This is a genomic window from Acaryochloris marina MBIC11017, assembly GCF_000018105.1.
Lineage (GTDB): Bacteria > Cyanobacteriota > Cyanobacteriia > Thermosynechococcales > Thermosynechococcaceae > Acaryochloris > Acaryochloris marina.
This window is the reverse complement of the sequence record NC_009925.1, coordinates 6,091,872-6,111,262: the sequence shown is the minus strand read 5'-3', so window position 1 is coordinate 6,111,262 and position 19,391 is coordinate 6,091,872. Positions and strand designations below refer to the sequence as shown.

General features: G+C 43.1%; 14 protein-coding genes and 3 pseudogenes. 4 read left to right on the top strand and 13 right to left on the bottom strand.

Annotation, left to right across the window (positions count from 1 at the left end):
- Positions 1-64: 64 nt before the first annotated feature.
- The 6 genes and pseudogenes from AM1_RS27195 to AM1_RS27170 form a co-directional block, all read right to left on the bottom strand.
- Positions 65-886, bottom strand: coding sequence for a sulfotransferase domain-containing protein (locus tag AM1_RS27195; protein WP_012166160.1), 822 nt, complete (start codon positions 884-886; stop codon positions 65-67).
- 655 nt (positions 887-1,541) lie between these two features.
- Positions 1,542-2,386 (bottom strand): IS1-like element ISAcma3 family transposase gene (locus tag AM1_RS40030; RefSeq protein ID WP_076611323.1). Its coding sequence is split into 2 segments (ribosomal slippage): positions 1,542-2,027 and positions 2,030-2,386, totalling 843 coding nucleotides; the frame shifts between segments, so codons are not numbered across the junction.
- Positions 2,387-2,640: 254 nt separating this feature from the next.
- A pseudogene (locus AM1_RS41315) lies at positions 2,641-2,847 on the bottom strand (IS1 family transposase); the annotation flags it as partial.
- 26 nt (positions 2,848-2,873) lie between these two features.
- A complete protein-coding gene (locus AM1_RS27180; protein WP_012166157.1) occupies positions 2,874-3,131 on the bottom strand; it encodes a hypothetical protein in 258 nt (85 codons plus the stop codon).
- Between the two features lie 5 nt (positions 3,132-3,136).
- Positions 3,137-4,105: a polyprenyl synthetase family protein gene (locus AM1_RS27175; protein ID WP_012166156.1), complete on the bottom strand. Its 969-nt coding sequence runs from the start codon at positions 4,103-4,105 to the stop codon at positions 3,137-3,139.
- A gap of 10 nt (positions 4,106-4,115) precedes the next feature.
- Positions 4,116-5,603, bottom strand: a complete 1,488-nt coding sequence (locus AM1_RS27170) for an eCIS core domain-containing protein (protein WP_083776747.1) — start codon at positions 5,601-5,603, stop codon at positions 4,116-4,118.
- A gap of 104 nt (positions 5,604-5,707) precedes the next feature.
- Here AM1_RS27170 and AM1_RS38910 point away from each other — a divergent pair.
- Positions 5,708-5,866 (top strand): annotated as a pseudogene (locus AM1_RS38910) (DUF2887 domain-containing protein); the annotation flags it as partial.
- 65 nt (positions 5,867-5,931) lie between these two features.
- Here the strand turns inward: AM1_RS38910 and AM1_RS27165 are convergent.
- Positions 5,932-6,805, bottom strand: a protein-coding gene (locus AM1_RS27165; protein WP_148215692.1) for an IS630 family transposase whose coding sequence is annotated in 2 segments (ribosomal slippage) — positions 5,932-6,474 and positions 6,476-6,805 — 873 coding nt in all. Because the reading frame shifts where the segments join, the coding sequence is not laid out codon by codon here.
- Positions 6,806-6,999: 194 nt separating this feature from the next.
- Between AM1_RS27165 and AM1_RS37845 the strand changes: the two genes are divergently transcribed.
- Positions 7,000-7,365: a DUF2887 domain-containing protein gene (locus tag AM1_RS37845; protein ID WP_390610044.1), complete on the top strand. Its 366-nt coding sequence runs from the start codon at positions 7,000-7,002 to the stop codon at positions 7,363-7,365.
- Here AM1_RS37845 and AM1_RS27150 read toward each other — a convergent pair.
- From AM1_RS27150 to AM1_RS42370, 6 genes and pseudogenes are all read right to left on the bottom strand, one after another.
- On the bottom strand, positions 7,346-7,825 hold the full coding sequence (locus AM1_RS27150) for a type IV pilin protein (protein WP_012166152.1): 480 nt from the start codon (positions 7,823-7,825) through the stop codon (positions 7,346-7,348). The two genes, AM1_RS37845 and AM1_RS27150, sit on opposite strands and share 20 nt — an antisense overlap.
- A gap of 1,415 nt (positions 7,826-9,240) precedes the next feature.
- Positions 9,241-9,336 (bottom strand): annotated as a pseudogene (locus tag AM1_RS41310) (IS1 family transposase); the annotation flags it as partial.
- Positions 9,337-9,620: 284 nt separating this feature from the next.
- Positions 9,621-10,466 (bottom strand): hypothetical protein, encoded by an 846-nt coding sequence (locus AM1_RS27145; RefSeq protein WP_012166150.1) that lies wholly within the window; start codon positions 10,464-10,466, stop codon positions 9,621-9,623.
- Positions 10,467-10,512: 46 nt separating this feature from the next.
- Complete coding sequence (locus AM1_RS27140; protein WP_012166149.1) at positions 10,513-14,088, bottom strand: WD40 domain-containing protein; 3,576 nt, start codon at positions 14,086-14,088, stop codon at positions 10,513-10,515.
- Positions 14,089-14,484: 396 nt separating this feature from the next.
- Positions 14,485-15,690 (bottom strand): PQQ-dependent sugar dehydrogenase, encoded by a 1,206-nt coding sequence (locus AM1_RS27135; RefSeq protein WP_012166148.1) that lies wholly within the window; start codon positions 15,688-15,690, stop codon positions 14,485-14,487.
- A gap of 334 nt (positions 15,691-16,024) precedes the next feature.
- Positions 16,025-16,351: a hypothetical protein gene (locus tag AM1_RS42370; protein ID WP_187152908.1), complete on the bottom strand. Its 327-nt coding sequence runs from the start codon at positions 16,349-16,351 to the stop codon at positions 16,025-16,027.
- Between the two features lie 348 nt (positions 16,352-16,699).
- Between AM1_RS42370 and AM1_RS27125 the strand changes: the two genes are divergently transcribed.
- A complete protein-coding gene (locus tag AM1_RS27125) occupies positions 16,700-17,896 on the top strand; it encodes a transaldolase (protein WP_041660622.1) in 1,197 nt (398 codons plus the stop codon).
- Positions 17,897-18,423: 527 nt separating this feature from the next.
- Positions 18,424-19,362, top strand: coding sequence for a hypothetical protein (locus tag AM1_RS27120; RefSeq protein WP_012166144.1), 939 nt, complete (start codon positions 18,424-18,426; stop codon positions 19,360-19,362).
- The last annotated feature ends 29 nt before the right edge of the window (positions 19,363-19,391 follow it).

The window sequence follows — 19,391 nt, the reverse complement described above, 5'->3', positions numbered from 1 at the left end:
AACCCGTAATTAGTTGCGCACTAGACTCACCAGACTCTATCCTCAACCTAGCCTGTCGAAATTACTATGACTGAGTAATAAGTTCAATTGCAGGTTTCCATTTGGTATCGATCAAGTTCTGATATTTCTGTAGTTCTGCCACAGTATCTGCTTGTAACTCAACATTGCCATGTCCAACCCCACCTTTTCTTAACTCTAGTGATTGTGTGACAGGCTTAAGTTTACGGATAGACTGATTTTCAATTACCCGATCTAGATCAATATTGTGTTGGGGGATACCACAAAAAGATAAAATTTCTCCAAGAACCTGGTTTGGGTATTGAAATAAGTTTTCATATTCAACTAGTAAGATATTTTCATACTTGCGGGTCTGTTGGATGTGTTTGGCCCAGCCTTCTACAGCATTCAAACAAAACTCATCAATAGAGAGATCTTGTATCCAAGGAAATTGATTTAAAAGTTTTGGCGATCCACAAACAAAATGATACCAAGACACTAAAGTATCAACTGGGTTACGCATTAAATAAATGGTTCGATGTCCTTTGGCATCCCGATGCTCATGACTTTTAATGATACGTTGACTGATATCTTGATAATTATGTAAACAACTGGGTTCTAAGCTTTGAGTATAAATAGATGGGATTACGGTTTCAAAAGGAATATCTGACTGTATAGAGATTAGACTTTTCTGAGACTCTAATATTGAGTTTGCTAAGAGTCTTCTCAACCAAGTATTTCCAGATCTCGGATAAGATAGTAGAACAATATCATTTGATTTTATAAGTGATCGATTTTTCCTAAGAAGATCGTGATCAGGTTGAAGAGCATAGATATTAGAAGGGTGGAGAAATCGATCAACTTTATTTAAGATATGTGTAATTCTCATGACTTCATCTGTTACTAGAAGAAACTTTATCTCTATAGCTAAAAAAACAAGAATTATCTGGTATTTCAAAGAAAAACACATTAGAAATAACTTGCATCTTGTAATGACTAATTCAAAGCAATGCCTTGAAGTTGCAAAGAAGCATGAAACTCTCATATAAGAGCCATCTAAACTGCATCTATCTATATTCAAGAAGATGTATATATGACTTTAGAACTGAGAATAGCTGACTTAAAACTGAGTTAAGCTTGAGGTATAGAGAGATAAAAAAATATAGAATTTTCTACTTACAGATAGTTTTCTGGGATCAAAAAATTAATTTTTTTAATTGGCTTGTCACTGATTTAGATCACTTTTTTCAGGAAATAAATCAATTTTTAAATGATTGACCAAGCATCATCATCGAATTCCTACGCAAGTGCTCTGGACGTACATATCCGAACCCCTCTAGACTGAGCAAAAGGTGTCTTCCATTTGATTCTGTAGGAGTTTTGACTAATCGTAGGAGGGAGCGTGTCACTTTTTTAAGAGAAAAATGATACTTACGTTAAGAAGCCCACTGATTATTAGCTACGACACCAGAGAATGAACATTAATTCAATGCCTGCGTAACGAAATTTTCGAGGTTGGTTAGCCAAGAATATTAGATTGTGCATCAACAAAGTGTGGGATAGGAAGCTAAGTCTTGCCATCTCCAAGGACGCTCCGTCAATCCAGCTCGTTGGGCAGCCGTGTTCTTGAATCGAGAGTGGCACCAAATCCAGTTGAAATAGCTCAGCACCAATCTTAAAGTCATCGCACTCTGTTGCCAGACTTTGCCAAACTTATTCTGTCGTCGATGCCAACGCCCGGTCTGCTGACGCACGATGCCATTGGTCCGCTCTAAGCGTTGGGTCAGGGCTTTACTCACTTCATGGACGACCTCATCGGGTAATTGTCGTGCGTACCCTTCCCAACCATCCGTTTGCCAATGATGACAGGCGGTTTTGCCCTCAGTATTTTCAATCAATTCTTGAGCTAGCTCGTCGGTATGTTTGCCAATACGGCCACTGAGCACGAGACCACTCTCTTTCGCAAGACTCAATGCTATCCAGCAGTCGCCTACCCTCAACTCCTTCGGCTCACAGTGCTTTTGCTTTTTTTGACAAAGGACCACAACTCATCTGCATTAATGACGTCGGTCGCAACGGCCTGAACTTCCCCATTGTGAATCATTTGGGATTTATGACTCGCTGAACGAACCACACTCACACAAGTGTTATACGCTACACCCGTGATGCGAGAGAGTCCTCGTAGACTACTCCCTTCAACATGAGCTTGAAGGATGGTCTGGATCGTTTCAGGAGAGATCTGACGGCGATAACACAGGGTGTCAAAGGTCTCACTAAAGGTCTGTTGACAGTGGGGGCAACGGTAACGTTGACTGCCTTTGCTGGTCTTGCCATGTTTGTGGGTTTTAGGATGACCACATAGAGGACATTGCATGAGGAAATAAAACAACTCGACTCCCTATCGGTTTAACAAACCCACACTTCTTTGATGCACGACCCACCAAACGTTGTCTTTCCTATTGTTAAGTAGCCTGGAATATTTCTTTGAGTTCACCAATACCGTTTGATGAACTTCTTTCTTTGAGCAGATGGAGACACGCATTCTGCCATATGACTGCAAGGTCTCAAAAAACTACTCACTTCATCTACTGCTTTGCAGAATCGATGAGCAGCGTTTAATTCACCAAATCAAAGGATTGTGCATCAACTAAGTGTTGGATAGGTAGCGAGGTCTTGCCATTCCCAGGAATGCTCCGTCAGCCCAGCACGTTGGGCAGCCGTATTTTTGAATCGAGAGTGGCACCAGATCCAATTGAAATAAGTCAGTACCAGTCTTAAGGTCACTGCACTTTGTTGCCAGACTTGACCAAATTTGTTCTGTCATCGATACCTTCGCCCAATCTGTTGACGTTATATTCCATTGGTCCAGAGTTGTTTTACGTTAATCCTAGAAAAAATAGGATGCTTCTACTGAATAATGGAGCCATACCCAGGGCTGCGCCTAGGGTGAAAACGCCGTTTTTTTCTGTCAAGGGTGATGAAAGAGCGATAATTTCTATAATTAGCTCTCTATCGTCCTTTCGGATTTCACAACTTTGTCTTTTTATTTCAATCTCCGATTCCACTTCTTCTGAGAAGATTTGTTTACCCGCATAGCGAATCGCATATTGCCGTTCTCCATCCTGATTAACCACCTTGATCAGCTCAAGGGCGACCCACTTATTAAACTTCTTGATGATGACAATTTCAACAAGCGCTCTCCGTCACGAAAGAGCCAATCAAACCACAATTTGATAAGCTGATGTCCCTCTGACCGAAGTGGTGGACCAAGAACTAACAGGGCCTGGTCACGATGATCTAATGCTCGCATCATTAATTGACCTCGGACATCAAGACTATCCAGTAGGTTACGAATAGCATCATCGTTTCGGTCTTTCTGATTACAAAGCCTTGACACTGCTTCACCTGTACTACCACCATTCTCTATCCCTAGAAGTACAGGGTACGTATACTGTTCATGACCGGATTCTTCTGCATTGTCCAGAAACCAGAACGCCTCAATATCATCAAGTATTTGCTGTGCCCAACCAATATGACGACCACAGACTCGACACTTCTTTGTGAAATTTCCATCGGCAGTAACAGCATTGGCACCCACAATTGCTGCTAGCTCATAAGCAGCAACAGTCTTCAATTCAACGACTTCTTCGTATGCTACCAATGAACGAACTTCTCTTTGAATGTCTTTATCCTGTCCAACAAATATCCGTAGCAGAGCATCAAAGTAGTCTCCTGTCATGAGGATGCTATCGGGTGATGATTTAGAGAGAACTCCTATCTCACGCGAAGCTAAGGCAATTAGCGCAGCAGAGAAATTTGCTGCACGTCCAATACCTATTTTTTGATGCAGCGCATTAGAGTTATCTTGATCAGCTATATCGTCGAGAGTACGAAGTGCAAAGGCAACCGCAACTATTGTTGAGGTGACAGGGATAAGTTGCTCTATTGAACCACCGCATGCTAAGCCTGTGGCCACAGGCAAGATCGCTACAGGTGGGAGTGGGTCTGGAAGAGTAGTAGACATTAGTTCCCCCAAAGCAATATCTGCATCACTCGCAAGGGTAATAACGCTGAGGCGAATAGCCTTAAGGATATCTCCGGGGATCATAAATAGATGATTAGAAGTTTAACTTAATGCGCTTTGGGTCTTTTGCTGCGTTTAGGCGAGTGACCTGATCTCGGTAGTGGTTCGTTTTAGCGACTCCGATATAGTCTGAAAAATTTTCACAAGGGAAAAACTTTCCAAATGCTTCAAACTCATCGCTCTTACCCGCTTCTTTGAAGAAAGGTTCTACTTCTTCGAAGGTTTTTCTCGCAAGCTGAAAGCTATCCCACTCATAGTACTCTTGAATTGCAGCACGCCACTCTTCGGGAGTAGTGGGATTTAGTGGGTCTAGAGAGTCTACTTCCCAATCAGACAGTTTTGCTCCATTTTCAAATTCACCTTTGTCATAAGCATTTTTAACTTTTGCAAATCGCGAATGCTGTATGGCATTTGCAGTCTCAAAAATTGCGTTCAAGGCTGTTGTTGTGTTCTGTCCTTTTGCTAGGCGGACCTCATGGCTTTCAGGATCATACGAACCCGATGTTCCCTTCTTAGCCGTCTTGTATGTCACTCCTGCCTTAGCTTTAAGGCTAGCAAACTCTTCAGATTTATTGAGGATTGCTTCAACGATCACCCCTGGTTTACTACCTGTCCCCACTAACTCATCCTTAAGTTCGGTCGGGCCGCTTGTTCCACAACAGCGATGTACTCGGCCTGCTGGCGATTGGTTGACTATCTCACTAGGTTGGCCAAAAGCCATTGCACTTTTCTCAGTCTGCTCTCTAGAAGGCAGCCGCTCGAACGATACACTACTTCTCTTAGCCTGAATTGCACTATTCTGTTGCACTACATGAGTTAACTCATGGGCAATCAACTCTTGCCCATGACGATTCCCTGGCTGATATGCCCCCTCTCGGAAAAATACATCCTGCCCGGTTGTAAATGCCCTCGCCTGAATTGATTGATTCAATTGGTCTGATTGGGCATCCGTATGCACCCTCACGCCACTAAAATCTGCACCCATAACCTGACCCATTGACTGTTGCAATCCTGTATCCAATGGCTGTCCGCTACCTCTAGCAGTATTAATAGAAGACTCTAACTCTGATGATATTTTTTCATCTGTCTTTTCTTGCTGACGCTGAATGGCAGGACGAATACTTTGCGCTAAGACTTCCTCTTCCAATTCTTTCTCTCGTTGTACGGATTGCCCTTGATTGAATTGAGATAAAGTAGGGGCATTAATTTGCTGTACTACCTGAGAAGCAATCCGATCCGCTTCCTGTTCATACTTATCTCCTGGTTGTCCAAGGGTTAGTTTCCGCTGAATCCAAGGTTGTGCCAATTCCCCTGAAGGATTAGGAACCTTATCTTGCCAAGGTGTTCCAAACTTTTCCCACTTCTCCTGTTGAGCTTTCCATTCAGCCAAACCTTCTTCATTTGTTTTCGCTTGGATAGGGGGAGGAACTGGTGTTGCTGATTGAGCTTGATCTGATGATATCTGTTGAGGTATCGGTTGTGACTTAGATTTTTCTGGCTTATAAGCATGAGTACGCTTCATCAACAGTCCCCCATCTGAAACCGAATCATATGCCTTCAATCCTAAACCCAAAAGCAAAATTTTCAAGATAGATTTTAGTAGAGAAACGTTAGTTCAAGACTGACCCCGGCATCCTATTTGAGCTACGAGGACAGTCCTTAGAAGTCGCTCAAGGCTATGAATTTACATCAGTTGAAATCAAGCAGGTTGCCTTCCGTATCGATGCCGTTTTCTTATCCACGCCAGAGACTTCAGATCAAACGGTTTGGTTCGTGGAAGTATAGTTTCAACGTGATCCGGTGTTTTATCAACGGTTCTTCACTGAGATTTATAGCAGTCGCCATACTATTCAGGACGCCAGATGCAGGACATGTTCCATTGCTTCTCTGAGAGACCCAAAATGGTCTAATTGGTGACGGATGCGACTTTTAATCCATGACCAAGACCGCTCAATCTTATTCAAGTCAGGGGAATAAGGCGGTAAATACCAAACCTCACATCCTGCTTTTTCCACTAATTCCTGTATTCGTCCCCCCTTGTGGAAAGTGGCATTATCAATCACCAGCTTCTGCCCAGGTTTGAGCATAGGTATCAAGCAACGCTCCAGCCAAATTTCAAATACGGTGCGATTGCAAGCTCCTTCGATCGTGAACGGCGCCATTAATTGCTTGGCTCTCAACGCCGCAATCATATTGACTCGGCCGCTTCTACGCCCAGTCTTCAAAGCATAAACCCGCTCACCTTTGGGGCCATAAGCATAGTCATACTCGTCTCGATGATCCATGCCCGACTCATCCGCATAGACGATATCGTCTGGATCTACGGTACTTAGACGTTTGATGAACTCTGCCCGTTTGTGCTCATCTCGTTCTCGGTACCCATATGTTTTTTTTTCGAGTAAATCCGATTTTCTGGAGGGCTCTTGAGATGGTTCGATCACTAATCTCTCCATCCCATAGTTGAGCCATCTGAGCTTGGGTTTTATGACGATGCTTGTGGGCAAACGCTCGAAACTTGTCCCAGTCAGTGATTTTATGGCTATGGCCAGGATGATGGACTGGCTTGGGATGCAAATCACCCGTTTCCGCCTTGAGGTGTTGCCATTGGTTAATGGTGTTACGACTGATATCGAACAGCTCACTAGCCTCAGAAGGGCGCATCCCATCTAGCTCAATCGCATCTATCACTTTGCAACGTAGGTCGTAACTATAAATTTTGGGCATCACACAGGAGAAGGAATAAAATACTTCTCTAGTTTAAGTCCTTCTCAATATGGCGACTGCTATATCTGTATCTCAATCTGTACCTGATACCGTGGCGTGGTCTGGCAAGCCGTTGTTATTTACCCTCAACGTAGCATTGAGCCTGATTATATCCAGTCTTCCGAGCCAATTTAAACAGCGATCAAGTTCACTGAATCTACCTTGATGACTTGAATGAACCCGTTGACCCTCTGGGCGTGGGTCTAATGCAGTTGATTGTGGCCGATTCAGAAGATACCGTCACCCAAGCTCAAGCTTTGCTATCAAGGTTCCAGCCTCAAGTACAGATCAATCAGAGACTTGTGGCGATAATGAAGTTAAGTGAAACGATTGTGGTCTATACATTTCCACTACTGAGTCGGAAAGAGATAGAGATGATGTTAAGCTTAAACGAACTCAACCAAACGAAGGTTTACCTGGAAGTCATGTTGGAGAAGGGGCAATATCTCAAACTTCACCAACTCACTCATCGCATTTGTGACTGCTTATTATTAAATCATGCTAGCAACTGGGAGGAGTAGCAGGAATACCTCCACCGGGAGCTGACTGCTCAACAATCGAAAAATCTGTTGTGGCTAAAGTCCCTATTACGATATTGGCGCGTGTACATCCCGTCAAAGCACTCAGAGAATTATCTTGAGGAGTAGCTCTAAACTCAGCAACAGTGGCGTTTGCTGCACCAAATGAATAGGTATATTCATTGGTCGTCATAGGTAGATCAATACTCAACTGAGTAATGGAGTTAGCAAATGTTGCACGTTCAAGACGATATACTTGCTGTGCCCGATTGACTGAGCCAATATGGTTATGAGCAGCTGCTTGTTTTGCTTTAAGGGTTTGATTTAGAACAGATGGTAAGGCTATGCCAGAAAGCACTGCCATTATCACTATTGTTACCAATAATTCTAAAAGCGTGAAACCTCGATTACTATTGCGATTCTTAAAATTGAGTAAATAGCGTAGAATTTGTTGATTCATCATATCAAGCACTCAGAGATAAAATTATTATTGATATCTACTTTTTTGTAGACTTTTAATAATAGGAAATTTCAAAATACATGCACATCCTCAATTCATGAGATGAAATTCATTTAGAATTACAGATCATATATAAATATAATTTTTGAAAAATCTTAGTAGTATTACTAACTTACCCGTGCCAATCATCTCAGCTGTCAGTATAAACACGGATCGCCATCAAAAACTTATTTTATGTATAAGCTATTTATTTCTATATAGAGTAATTTTTATATAGAAAAACTACTGAAAAGCACAACAAAAATATACTGATATTCAAAATACTAAAGATCGCTGAATATCATAAATAGAAAGCATCACAGGCTAATTCAGCAATTAAATTTATTGAGAAGTCACATCTTCAACTTCACTTATTAATTCTATAAAATAGAAATTAAATATCATACAATATTGGCTTAATTGAAATTATCAACAAGGATATATTATTCAATAATTCGGAAATATTTTGTCTTGTTGCACATCACATTAAGTTGCAAAATAAGTAATATCACTGATTGTATTGATAGTTTTTAGATTTACTATTAGATATGAGAAAAATACTATTCATCACTAATGAGTTTTACATATTAATGGAACATGCTAAGCATTTCTTAGCGCTGAGACATAAAAGTACCGTATAGTCTACTCTATTGACAGGAAACCTGACATCGATATTTATCTACTCTCATATACAATATCTAAGGACCACACCCAGCTAGTCCAGGTTCAGAGTAGTGATAATAAGAAATACAAACTAATTGATGGAACCTGTGATGATGATCGAAGTTGAAATGGAGTAAGGGTTAATGGTCAACCTGCAACATATAGGCTTTTTTAATAATCGAAAGATTGTCATTTGGCAGAGTGATGATTTTCACCTATATAAATAATGATGATATTTAGGGTTATCTTACAGATATCACTCCTGAAAGAGTTCGCAATCATCGTCTTTAGCTCAATTATCAACTACTTCTTTCTAGCGAAGATTCAACATCTATCATGATGGAAAGACCTTACAAGAACTCTTACAGCTCAATAGCCTAAGAAAAAACTAGACTTTGAAATATAAATATTGAGCCATTACATCTAATATAAAAATACAAAAAGAATGAATAAATTTATCGTTAGGATTAGATCATTAAACAATCAACTTAGTTTAGTTGAAATGGCACAAAAATCATCGAACATTTGTTCTTTTAAAACTTGCAAACAGCAGCATACTCAAAGGGTTCAATTGCTCGATAGCAACTTTAGAGTAAGTGATAGTTATGTAGAGGTTTCAACAGCGGAATTATTTGGTTTAGATGGTAAAGTATTTTATTCATATTAACTAAATATTGGTAAGCCCCCGACAAGCCGGAGGCTTACCAATATTTAATCACACCTGTGATGTGGGATAGGCCTCCGATGCTACTGCCTTCAGCATGAGATTGAAGGATGGCCTGAACGGTTTGAGGAGAAATTTGACGGCGGTAATAGAAGACTTTTAGAGATATTTTTAGAAATGTCATGAATAATGTAGGTTAAGCCCGCTCAGTGCGATCGCAAACCCCGTTATCACACCTAGTAATTCATGCAGTCTTTTAATTTTTCAAATTCTCGACAAATTTTGTATTACCTATACTCGTCTATTCAAGTCAAGCTAAAGTCAATACTTTAACTTTTGAATTCTCTTGAGATTTCATATTACATAACTATGGATGAAGAATCATGGAAGTAAAACTGGATCAACTCTTCTGTTTACATCCCAAGGTTTACTTTATGCATCAGCTTTGCAAGACTGACGAATCATCATCATGCCAATGAAACCTAAAACAACAAAACTACCTAGCCAAACAATAGTTCCAGCCTGCAGCCACTGGATTTTATGCACCGAAGCATCTACCACTGTCATCCCGATCAGAACTAAAAGGCTAAATGTCAACTGAGTCAGACCCATCGTCAACAGCTCAACTGAAGTTGCTGCTCGCTGCAATACCCAACTGCCCACCGCTCCAGCAATAAAAATTGAGCTGTACAACTGACAGTGAAAAAGATCGAGGGGCCAAGGCCAAAATTGACCAAACAAGGCGGGGATTCCGAGCAAACCTACACCAAACCCGCCCAATGCAAAGCCCTGAGCCCGCAATACCAAAGCCCACTGCTTCCCGACTCGTGATGAACTAGCAGGAGGACGACTGTGAAATTTGCCCAAGTAGTAAGTGGCTCCCAGGCAGTCAACTAAATAGAGCCAATACCAAATCCCTGTGACACGCCGGTTTAACGCAAACTGCTCAGGATGGGAAAACGAGGCTATCAGGATAAAAGTAGTTACGACCCAAAGCATCGGTAGAATTAGCCGTGCAGGCGCCCAGCGGCGAACCCATAAGACCACCGTTAAAGGCACCCATGCACTTAGATACACGGCCCCTAAGAAATTGGTATTAAAAGGAGTTAATGCCCACATCCAGTGGCTGCGAGCAAACCCAGGGAAGAAGAATAAACTTCCGCCTACAAATAGAAGCAACACCCACGAGATAATAATCATCACCATAAATTGAGCGGGTAATGACGGATTTGTAAATTTATCCGTAGAAATTACCGATGTTTTAGGGGGAGCTTGCATATAGGTAAAGAATCTTCTCCATTTAATGACTTATCGGCTAATCTCATCATAGACATGGTGGATGATCTTTAGCACCTAACGACTTCAAAGTCGCCTTCTGGGCTGGCGTTAACCCGGTCACATCTGTAATATTCATTCCTTCATAGGGTTTGGGAGACCTTAAGGTTTTGAGACAGTCATAGGTGTTAACATCCCAAAGCTTCAGGGTTTGATCGTCTCCTCCACTTGCTAAGATCTGGCCATCAAAACTAAAGGCCACTGACCAGACTTCGTTTTGATGACCTGACAATGTCTGTAAACACTCGCTACTTTGAACATCCCATACCTTGAGGGTATGGTCTGCACTGGCACTCGCTAGCAATCGCCCCAAAGGGTGAAAGGCAACCGACATTACCCAATTTTCATGTCCTCTCAGGGTTTTCAGACATTGTCCAGTCTGGACGTCCCAAAGCTTAATCGTTTGATCTGTGCCGCAGCTTGCCAATAGTTCACCATCTGGACTAAACGCAATCGCCCATAAGCCGCTAGTATGTCCTTTCAGAGTTTGCACACATTGCCCTGACGTCATATTCCAAAGTTTAATCGTGCGATCATAAGACCCACTCGCTAGCACTTCTGCTTGGGGATGGAAGGCCACGGAGCAAACCCAATTTTCATGACCTGAAAAGGTTTGTAGCAGCTGCCCTGTCTCAGTCTGCCAGAGCTTCATCGTTTGATCTGCACTACCACTTGCTAGGTAATCTCCCGATGGATTAAAGGCAACTGACCACACTGTATTGAGATGCCTAGTGATGGCATAGATGCATTGATGAGTTTGAAGATCCCATAGCTTTACACTGCTATCTTCATGCCCACTCGCTAACCATTGAGCCGTGGGGTGGCACGCCATAGTCCAAATGGCATTAGCACTCTCCGATAAAGCCCCTAAATACTTTCCAGACTGGGCAGACCACCGTTTGATCACTTGGTCAGTGCTACCGCTGTACAGCACTTCTCCTTGAGGATGAAAAACAATGGATCTCACCCAATTACCATATCCTTGCCAGGTTTTGAGGCATTGACCTTGGTGGATATCCCATAGCCTTAAGGTGCGATCTTCACTGCCACTGGCCATCAGATTTCCTTCAGGACTCACAGCGACAGACCACACCCAATTTTGATGGCCAGACAAGATTCTAAGGCATTGTCCTGTTTGTATCTTCCACAGCCGGATAGATTGATCTGCACTACCACTGACGAGGATATCCCCTTGGGGATTAAAACAGACCGACCACACCCAATTTTGATGGCCCTTGAATGTGTTTAGGCACTGTCCCGTTTGCACATTCCACAGTTTGATGGTTTGGTCTGCACTACCTGTCGCTAAAAGCTTGCCATCCGGGCTAAAGGTCACGGACCAAACCCCTTGTGAGTGCCCCTGGTATGTTCGTAAACATTGTCCCGTTTGGACATCCCAAAGCTTAACCGTCTGATCTGCACTAGCACTGGCTACGTATTTCCCTTGAGGGTCAATCGCAATAGACCAGACGCCATGTTGGTGTTCTGCCAACGTTTGTAGGCATTGCCCCGTTTGCACATCCCAGAGTTTAATCTTGCGGTCTGCACTACAGCTGGCAAGAAATGGCTGTAATTCCTTCCCGCTAGGGCTATAGGCAACTGACATGACCCAGCTGCGATGGCCTATCAATGTATTGAGACACTGTCCAGTATGAGTATTCCAAATTTTGATGCTGTGATCGGCACTGGCACTAGCAAGCAACTTTTCTTTGGGATGAAAAGCTAAAGCACAAACCCAATTGGTATGCCCCGATAGGGTTAATATATTTTGTCCTTCTGGCACCTGCCATAGGCGGATTTCACCGCTGGTATCGCCCGTTGCCAAAAGTTGATTCTCTACACCTGTCTGTGACCATTCAGGGCTAAAGGTAACGGCCCGGATACTGCTAAAGGTTTGAGAAAAGGATGAATGCGCTAAATCACATCCAGACAAGTTGATTTTGTTAAGACGGAGCCCCTGAAGATTAGCCTGCCACAGAGTTAGATTGGAAAAATCATAATGTCCTAAGTCAACCTGTAAATGTCGTAACAGATTGAAAATGTTGCCCCCAATGTAACCTGCAAGTTGCAACGGCTGCTGTCGGGCTTGAGCCAAAATCTGTTTTAGATGTTCTTTAAGATGGGGTAAGGAACCAAGGTGAGTCTGCAATTTTTGAGTAATGGGATCTAGAACTAAGCAAGTTTGTATATCTTGCAGGTAATCATTGCTGTTGACCTTGATCAAACAGTGGGAACTCAGCCGGCATAGATCTTGGGCAATCAGTGCTTCGACCATCATCTCCACAAACTCTTGAATCAAGAAGTCCATCACTACGGCAGATTGAGTAAAACCTTGATTTTGTTTCTCGATCAATGACTTTCGTTCTAAGGATGAGATCGCTTGTAAAATCTCTGCCGATGAATGATGATTGGCTAAATCAGATTGCAGCTCTTGCCACGTGGTGGGTTCCCGATTTAGAGCCAACCAATACATAATGTCTTGTTCTAAAGCGGTGAGGCGATCAAATTGTTCAGCTAATAAGTTATGGATATCGTCAACGACAAATGTCTCTTCCTTCAGCAGGGCTAGGAATTGGGAAATATTGCCATTGAAAAAATTTTGAATCGCAGAGGCAATAATTTTTAAGGCCAGAGGATTACCGCTGTAATGGTCAATCAGGGTTTCCCATTCACTAGATTGGCCTTCAAAATTGCCTTTGAAAGGAAAGAGTTGCTGAGCCTCTGCATAGGGCAAACCCTTGAGAATAAAGTTTCGAACTGGAGTCGTTTCTCCGGTCAATGTAGTTAAGGATCGGGGAACTTCCCGAGACGTCAAAATTAGACAACTCTGATGCTGAGTTTCACCCATCACTTTGAAGAGATGTTGGTAGCCTTCGTGGGCAGCGTGGAATTGGTCGTTGCGATCGCAACTTTGTAAAATCGATTCCACATTATCCAGAACAATCAAACAACGATTTTCTCGCACATACGCTAATAACTGGAGAATTTTGGCATCCAACGACGTTTGATTCTGCTGAGAAGGGAAAAAACATTGAGAGAGTTGGTCCAGAATAGCCTCTACTGAGGGGGCATTCCGAAGACTACGCCATATTACGCAGTCAAATTTCTCTTGAACTTGGTGGACCAAAGTGACCGAAAGTGAGGTTTTGCCGATGCCTCCCATCCCCAGGATCATAATCAAGCGGCATCGAGCAACCTCTATCCATTGGCGAAGAATCGATAGTTCAGCCGAACGACCGACAAAAGAGGACACGTCTGGAGACTCTCCCCAGTTTAAACGTCGATCCTGAGCTGGACGACTTGGGGGCTGATCAGCAGACTGATGGCTTGGCGTTGGCTGAGAGCCGCCAACATCAGCCAAGCTTTGCCAATCCAGAGACAGATGTGCACTCAGCTCGACAAAAGTTGCAAAATCAACCGGTAGCCCCCGTAAGAAATTGCTGACTGTTGCTAACGAAAAACCTGCAGCTTCAGCGAGTGCTCTCTGACTATGAAATCCATTGCGTTTAAGGGCTAATTTAGCTTGGTCGGTACGATCACTACGAACCTTGAGGGAACGGGACATAAATTGCTCCCGAATAGTATTTCTGCTCTAGCACTGAGGATAGAACTAGACACTGCAAATCTCAATCAATCGGGGAACGGGATATTAATCATTGAAATAGATTGAAGTTTTCCATCACTAACAAATTGAAGCCCGGAAAAATCAGTATCTACTCCAGCAGACAATGGGGGTTACATCATGCAGATATGGTGTTGTGACTACTCAATAATGAGACAACTACCCAAGTATATTAGACCTCTTACAATATTCATTTCACCGACAGGTTATGGATGGCTTCCATACCTTAAGCTACCAAAGATCACTCGTCGTTATAGATGGATACAATCAAGCTATACCGAAAGGAATAGCGGCGGCAAAACCCAATCTCTCTTGGATCAAGAGAGATGCATCAAGCAATTAGCGAGTAATGCGCAGAATCTTATCTCGGTCTGCTGAGCATCTACCCCGACCGTCACAATTACTCGTCGTGATATACAAATCACCATCAGGTCCCATCACAGCCTCTCTCAAACGTCCTTGCTGACCTTGCAAATAAACTTCATGCTGCTTCAACTGACCGGATTGAGGATCAATGACGATACGTTGCAACTGTTCAGCCCGCAGTCCTGCTACCAAAAAGCTCCCTTTCCACTCTGGAACAGCATCCCCTGTGTATACTGCAGCACCGCCAGGGGGTAGGGCTTGACGCCAGGTGAGGGTCGGAGGGACCAATCCAGGTTGGGATTCACATCGATACACCGTGGGCCAGCCCAAATTATCTCCAGCTTGGGCCACGCTGATTTCATCATGTCCTGACCGTCCCAACTCACCACTTGGACCATGATCACTCACCCAAAGGGTGGAAGGATTGATCCAATCAAATCCTTGGGTATTGCGAATCCCCAAAATATAGACTGGATTATTGGCAAAAGGATTATCGGCGGGGACCTGTCCTTCTGGAGTTACCCGCAATATCTTACCCGCTAAGCTGTTAACATCCTGAGATAGGTCAGGATCTCGGGCATCACCCGTGCCAATATAGAGCATCCCGTCCGGGCCGAATCGAATTCGTCCACCATTATGGAAGCGAGCAACGGGAATGTTGTCTACAATAATGCGATCGCGGATTGCTTTGCCCCCATCTTCTGACAATCGCCAGCGCTCAACTCGATTGACAGATTTCCCAGGCTGGCTGGCGGTGAAATAGATATAGAAGAATCGGTTATTGGCAAAATCAGGATGGGTGGCAATCCCCAACAATCCCCCTTCACCCCGATCGCTGACCCTAACTGTAGCAATAGGCTGAGAGCGTAACTTGCCATTCTGAACCAACCGAATTCGTCCGAGCCGCTCTGTTACCAACATGCGGTTATTCGGCAAAAAGGCAATACCCCAGGGCACCTCTAACCCTGATACCACTTCTTCCACCCTGATCTGAACTTGTCCTTGAGGGCCAAAGCCATTGTCCACTAAGGTACATTGAGCTGCTCCTGGCTGGGCAGCCAACTCCTGTTTCTCAGAAGCTAAAGAGCTTGGACCCGTTCGTTGTGGGGAAGTACAAGACACTACTCCGAAGGCAATGAGTGCTATTCCTTGAACGAAAATCTTTGAGGAATCGAGCATATCAAAGGTCATCCAAATTAAAGCACCGTTTGGATCAAGGATACAGATTCCATCAGAAATATCACATCAGAATCCTAAAAGATATAGAGCTATCATACTCATGATACAAAGGTCGCTCCTGAGATGCCCCCATCTGAAATTGTGACCTGATAGGGGTAGGGTAGGTGGAAAACGGATAAGTGATTCAGGCCAAACTTTATGGTCTGCAAACGCTGTCAAGGTTGGCGATGAGAGATGGAGATTTGCGCGCAAATAAATAGCTTTGGGGCACTGAACAGACTTCCAACTTGTGCCTCCCTAGATACGGAAGTGCAAGGTTACCTTCCTGTGGCATTTAAAACTTGGACTGGAAGAATTGATAGCCTGGATCACTACGACGTTGATTGTTCTGAAGCTCTGACTGCCACTGGAATGAAGGGTCAGGCTGAGGGGAAAGACGGCGGGAAATTTCTATGCCTTTCAGTTGGGAATTAACGTCTTCAATGAGTTTGGTCGCCGGAGTGGGCTCAACAAATTTGGTGTTGGGTGAAACGATGATGGGTTCCCCCAAACTAGATGCAGTTGTGTTAGAAGACTGGGGAGCAGCCCAAACCGGAAGGCTGACAGAACTCACAGCAATCAAAACACCAAGTGAACGAATAGCGGAGTGAAGTGAGGGCATCGTTAATCCTTTGTTTTGGTAGCAGAACTAGACATTGATGCAGAACGTACGTGGCAATCATTGAAATCACTCATCCATCGAGGATTAGAGTAAGAGATGCATCAACCTTTGAATGTCTATGTTGATTAAGTCATAGGAAACTGAGGTTGAATCCAGAGGATTCTGAGAATTTTCCAAGATAGGGTTCATATGGCATTAATCCATATCTAGAGTGAGTAATGTGTAATAAGTTAAGTCTGTTATTCACAATGAGATCGGGGAACTAGAGCCAATGCTTACATGGCTCGAATCCCTAGTTCTTCAACGCTACAGTGTAAAGGCATCACCCATTACTACAGGGAATCAGTCATGGCCAAAAGTGCACTAGACCAACTCAAAGCAGTTACAGTTGTTGTTGCTGACACTGGTGATATTCAAGCGATCGAGCAGTTTACCCCCCGTGATGCAACCACCAATCCATCTCTGATAACTGCAGCAGCACAAATGCCTGAATATCAAGAGATTGTCGATGAAACCTTGCTGCAAGCCAAAGCAGATGCAGGTTCAGGTGCAACTCATGCAGACATTGCGTCTTTAGCCTTTGATCGCTTAGCAGTATCCTTTGGCAAAAAGATTTTAGAAATCGTTCCTCAGCGGGTCTCAACGGAAGTTGATGCGAGACTTTCCTACGATAAAGAGGCCACGATTGCCAAAGGACGTTACCTTATTTCTGAATATGAAAAAGCAGGAATTAACCGAGATCGCATCTTAATCAAAATCGCCTCCACATGGGAAGGGATTCAAGCTGCAGAAGTCTTGGAAAAAGAGGGCATCCACTGCAACCTTACGCTACTTTTTGGTCTCCACCAGGCCATCGCCTGTGCCGAAGCAGGGGTTACTTTAATCTCTCCTTTTGTCGGTCGGATTCTGGATTGGTATAAAAAAGAGACTGGCCAAGATTACACACCTTCTGACGATCCGGGGGTACAGTCTGTTACTCAGATATATAACTACTATAAAAAGTTCGGGTATACGACTGAAGTTATGGGTGCTAGCTTCCGCAATACTTGCGAGATCTTAGAATTAGCCGGATGTGATCTCCTCACCATTTCACCTAAGCTACTGGCACAGTTACAAGCCAGTACTGATAATGTGCCGCGAAAACTCGATCCCAGTAAGGCAGCAGGGATGGAGATAGAAAAGTTGGCCATCGATCAAGCAACCTTTTTGCAGATGCATGCCGACGATCCAATGGCTTCTGAAAAATTAGAAGAAGGGATTAAGGGGTTTAGTAAAGCGCTGGAAACCTTAGAACAATTGCTAATTAACCGATTGGTGCGACTAGAAGCTGACGTTAATGTTAGTACTGCAACCGCCAATATTTTTAACAGCTACGATCTGGATGGTGATGGTTGTATCACCCGGGAAGAATGGTTAGGAACAGATGCTGTATTTGATGCCCTGGATCAAGACCATGACGGCAAAATCACTCCTGCAGAAATGAGTTCTGGTTTAGGGGCTATTTTGCAGATGGTACTCGAATCATCATCGGTCCAAATCGGATGATGTCTGATGAGCACAAATATTGACGTTGACATAGTATCCGGGGCGGTATGAATTTAGCGATTGCTATAGTCTGAAGACTTTGGCATAAAAGTTGAGCTGTAAGCCGCTATATTATTAACCCTAACTTTAGATAGCAGAAACAGGGTGTCAGTCCTGATAGGTCTAGGATATAGGCTAGTAAGCAACAAAGATCTTGCATGCCATTACGTACTCTTTGGTTGAGTAGATGGACTACAGATGAGGCTTAAATGGGGCTTTGGGACAACTATTTTAGATATGACCATGAAAACGTAAGCTCGATCACAATGCGAAAAAAGCAAAACGTGTACGGTTAAAGATGATTATTGAAAAGTCTTCCAGAAACCTTATCGCTAAATAAGAGCATGGGCACTCAGTGAGTAACCTCAGTGACTCAAATTGCCTGTCTTAAATGATGGGGATGGTTTTTTACTGCCAAATTAATGAGAAAGAAATGGCATTGCACCCACCTATTTGACTGCCAATCACCACAAACAACTTAAATAGATATGAATAAGTTTTTACTTAAGCTTTTTAAGTTTGCTTCGCTACAATTCCTCATACTCGCTGCAATTGCGTTCTACTACATTCAAACTCATGATCAGCTAGCACAAAAACAGTATTTAGCTGCAACAATCGACAAGCACGCTCTACTCAAGCGGCAAGCCAAACCCAGAATTATCTTTGTGGGAGGGTCTAATGTTGCTTTTGGAATTAACTCGAACTTTATCTCCAGCCAGCTTAACCATCAACCAGTCAATATGGGACTTCATGCTGCCCTTGGCCTTGAGTATACCCTGAATGAAGTTGAGGAGAAGTTGGCGTCGGGTGATGTCGTAGTTGTTTCCCTAGAATATGAGAATTTCTCTAATCATTTACCTGATATTCCAGAACGCCTGTTTAATACCATTGACAATCGATTTCAAAATATAAAGTTTGTTCCTTATTACTATGCTCCTGTGATGTTAGATAAAGGGCAACTCTATCTAGGCGGTGTGATTCGTAATGTCATTTCGACCCTTACTGGGACCTATGAACTAGATAAAACCTATAAACGGGTTAATTTTAGTCCAGTAGGAGATATGATGGCGAATACAGGAACACCACGAGATATTTCGAAGATAAAGGGTACATTGGAAGTGACGGATAGTTCAATTCAAACGGCCTTAAGAATCATTCAGGAATTTGATCAAGTTGCGAAAGATAAGGGTGCACAAGTCTATTTCTCTTATCCACCACTGGCTGAAAACGTTTATAAGGATAATTCAGAGGCCATTGGTGAAATTAGTGCTGCCCTAAAGGATTCTTCTGAGCTTGATTTTATTGATACCTCTAAAGAGATGGCCTTACAGGTAAATTATTTCTTTGATAGTGAATACCATTTAAACCAGGCTGGCGCTTTATTTCGGGCTAAACATATTGTCAACCGATTATCAAAGAAGTTGTAGCAAAAGAAATACCTAGGTAACCTGAGTTC

Bases quoted from the DNA above. Each gene is read 5' to 3' on its own strand.
- AM1_RS27195 (WP_012166160.1), bottom strand. From the start codon at position 886: ATGAGAATTACACATATCTTAAATAAAGTTGATCGATTTCTCCACCCT.
- AM1_RS27175 (WP_012166156.1), bottom strand. From the start codon at position 4,105: ATGATCCCCGGAGATATCCTTAAGGCTATTCGCCTCAGCGTTATTACC.
- AM1_RS27170 (WP_083776747.1), bottom strand. From the start codon at position 5,603: ATGAAGCGTACTCATGCTTATAAGCCAGAAAAATCTAAGTCACAACCG.
- AM1_RS27150 (WP_012166152.1), bottom strand. From the start codon at position 7,825: ATGATGAATCAACAAATTCTACGCTATTTACTCAATTTTAAGAATCGC.
- AM1_RS27145 (WP_012166150.1), bottom strand. From the start codon at position 10,466: ATGCAAGCTCCCCCTAAAACATCGGTAATTTCTACGGATAAATTTACA.
- AM1_RS27140 (WP_012166149.1), bottom strand. From the start codon at position 14,088: ATGTCCCGTTCCCTCAAGGTTCGTAGTGATCGTACCGACCAAGCTAAA.
- AM1_RS27135 (WP_012166148.1), bottom strand. From the start codon at position 15,690: ATGCTCGATTCCTCAAAGATTTTCGTTCAAGGAATAGCACTCATTGCC.
- AM1_RS42370 (WP_187152908.1), bottom strand. From the start codon at position 16,351: ATGCCCTCACTTCACTCCGCTATTCGTTCACTTGGTGTTTTGATTGCT.
- AM1_RS27125 (WP_041660622.1), top strand. From the start codon at position 16,700: ATGGCCAAAAGTGCACTAGACCAACTCAAAGCAGTTACAGTTGTTGTT.
- AM1_RS27120 (WP_012166144.1), top strand. From the start codon at position 18,424: ATGAATAAGTTTTTACTTAAGCTTTTTAAGTTTGCTTCGCTACAATTC.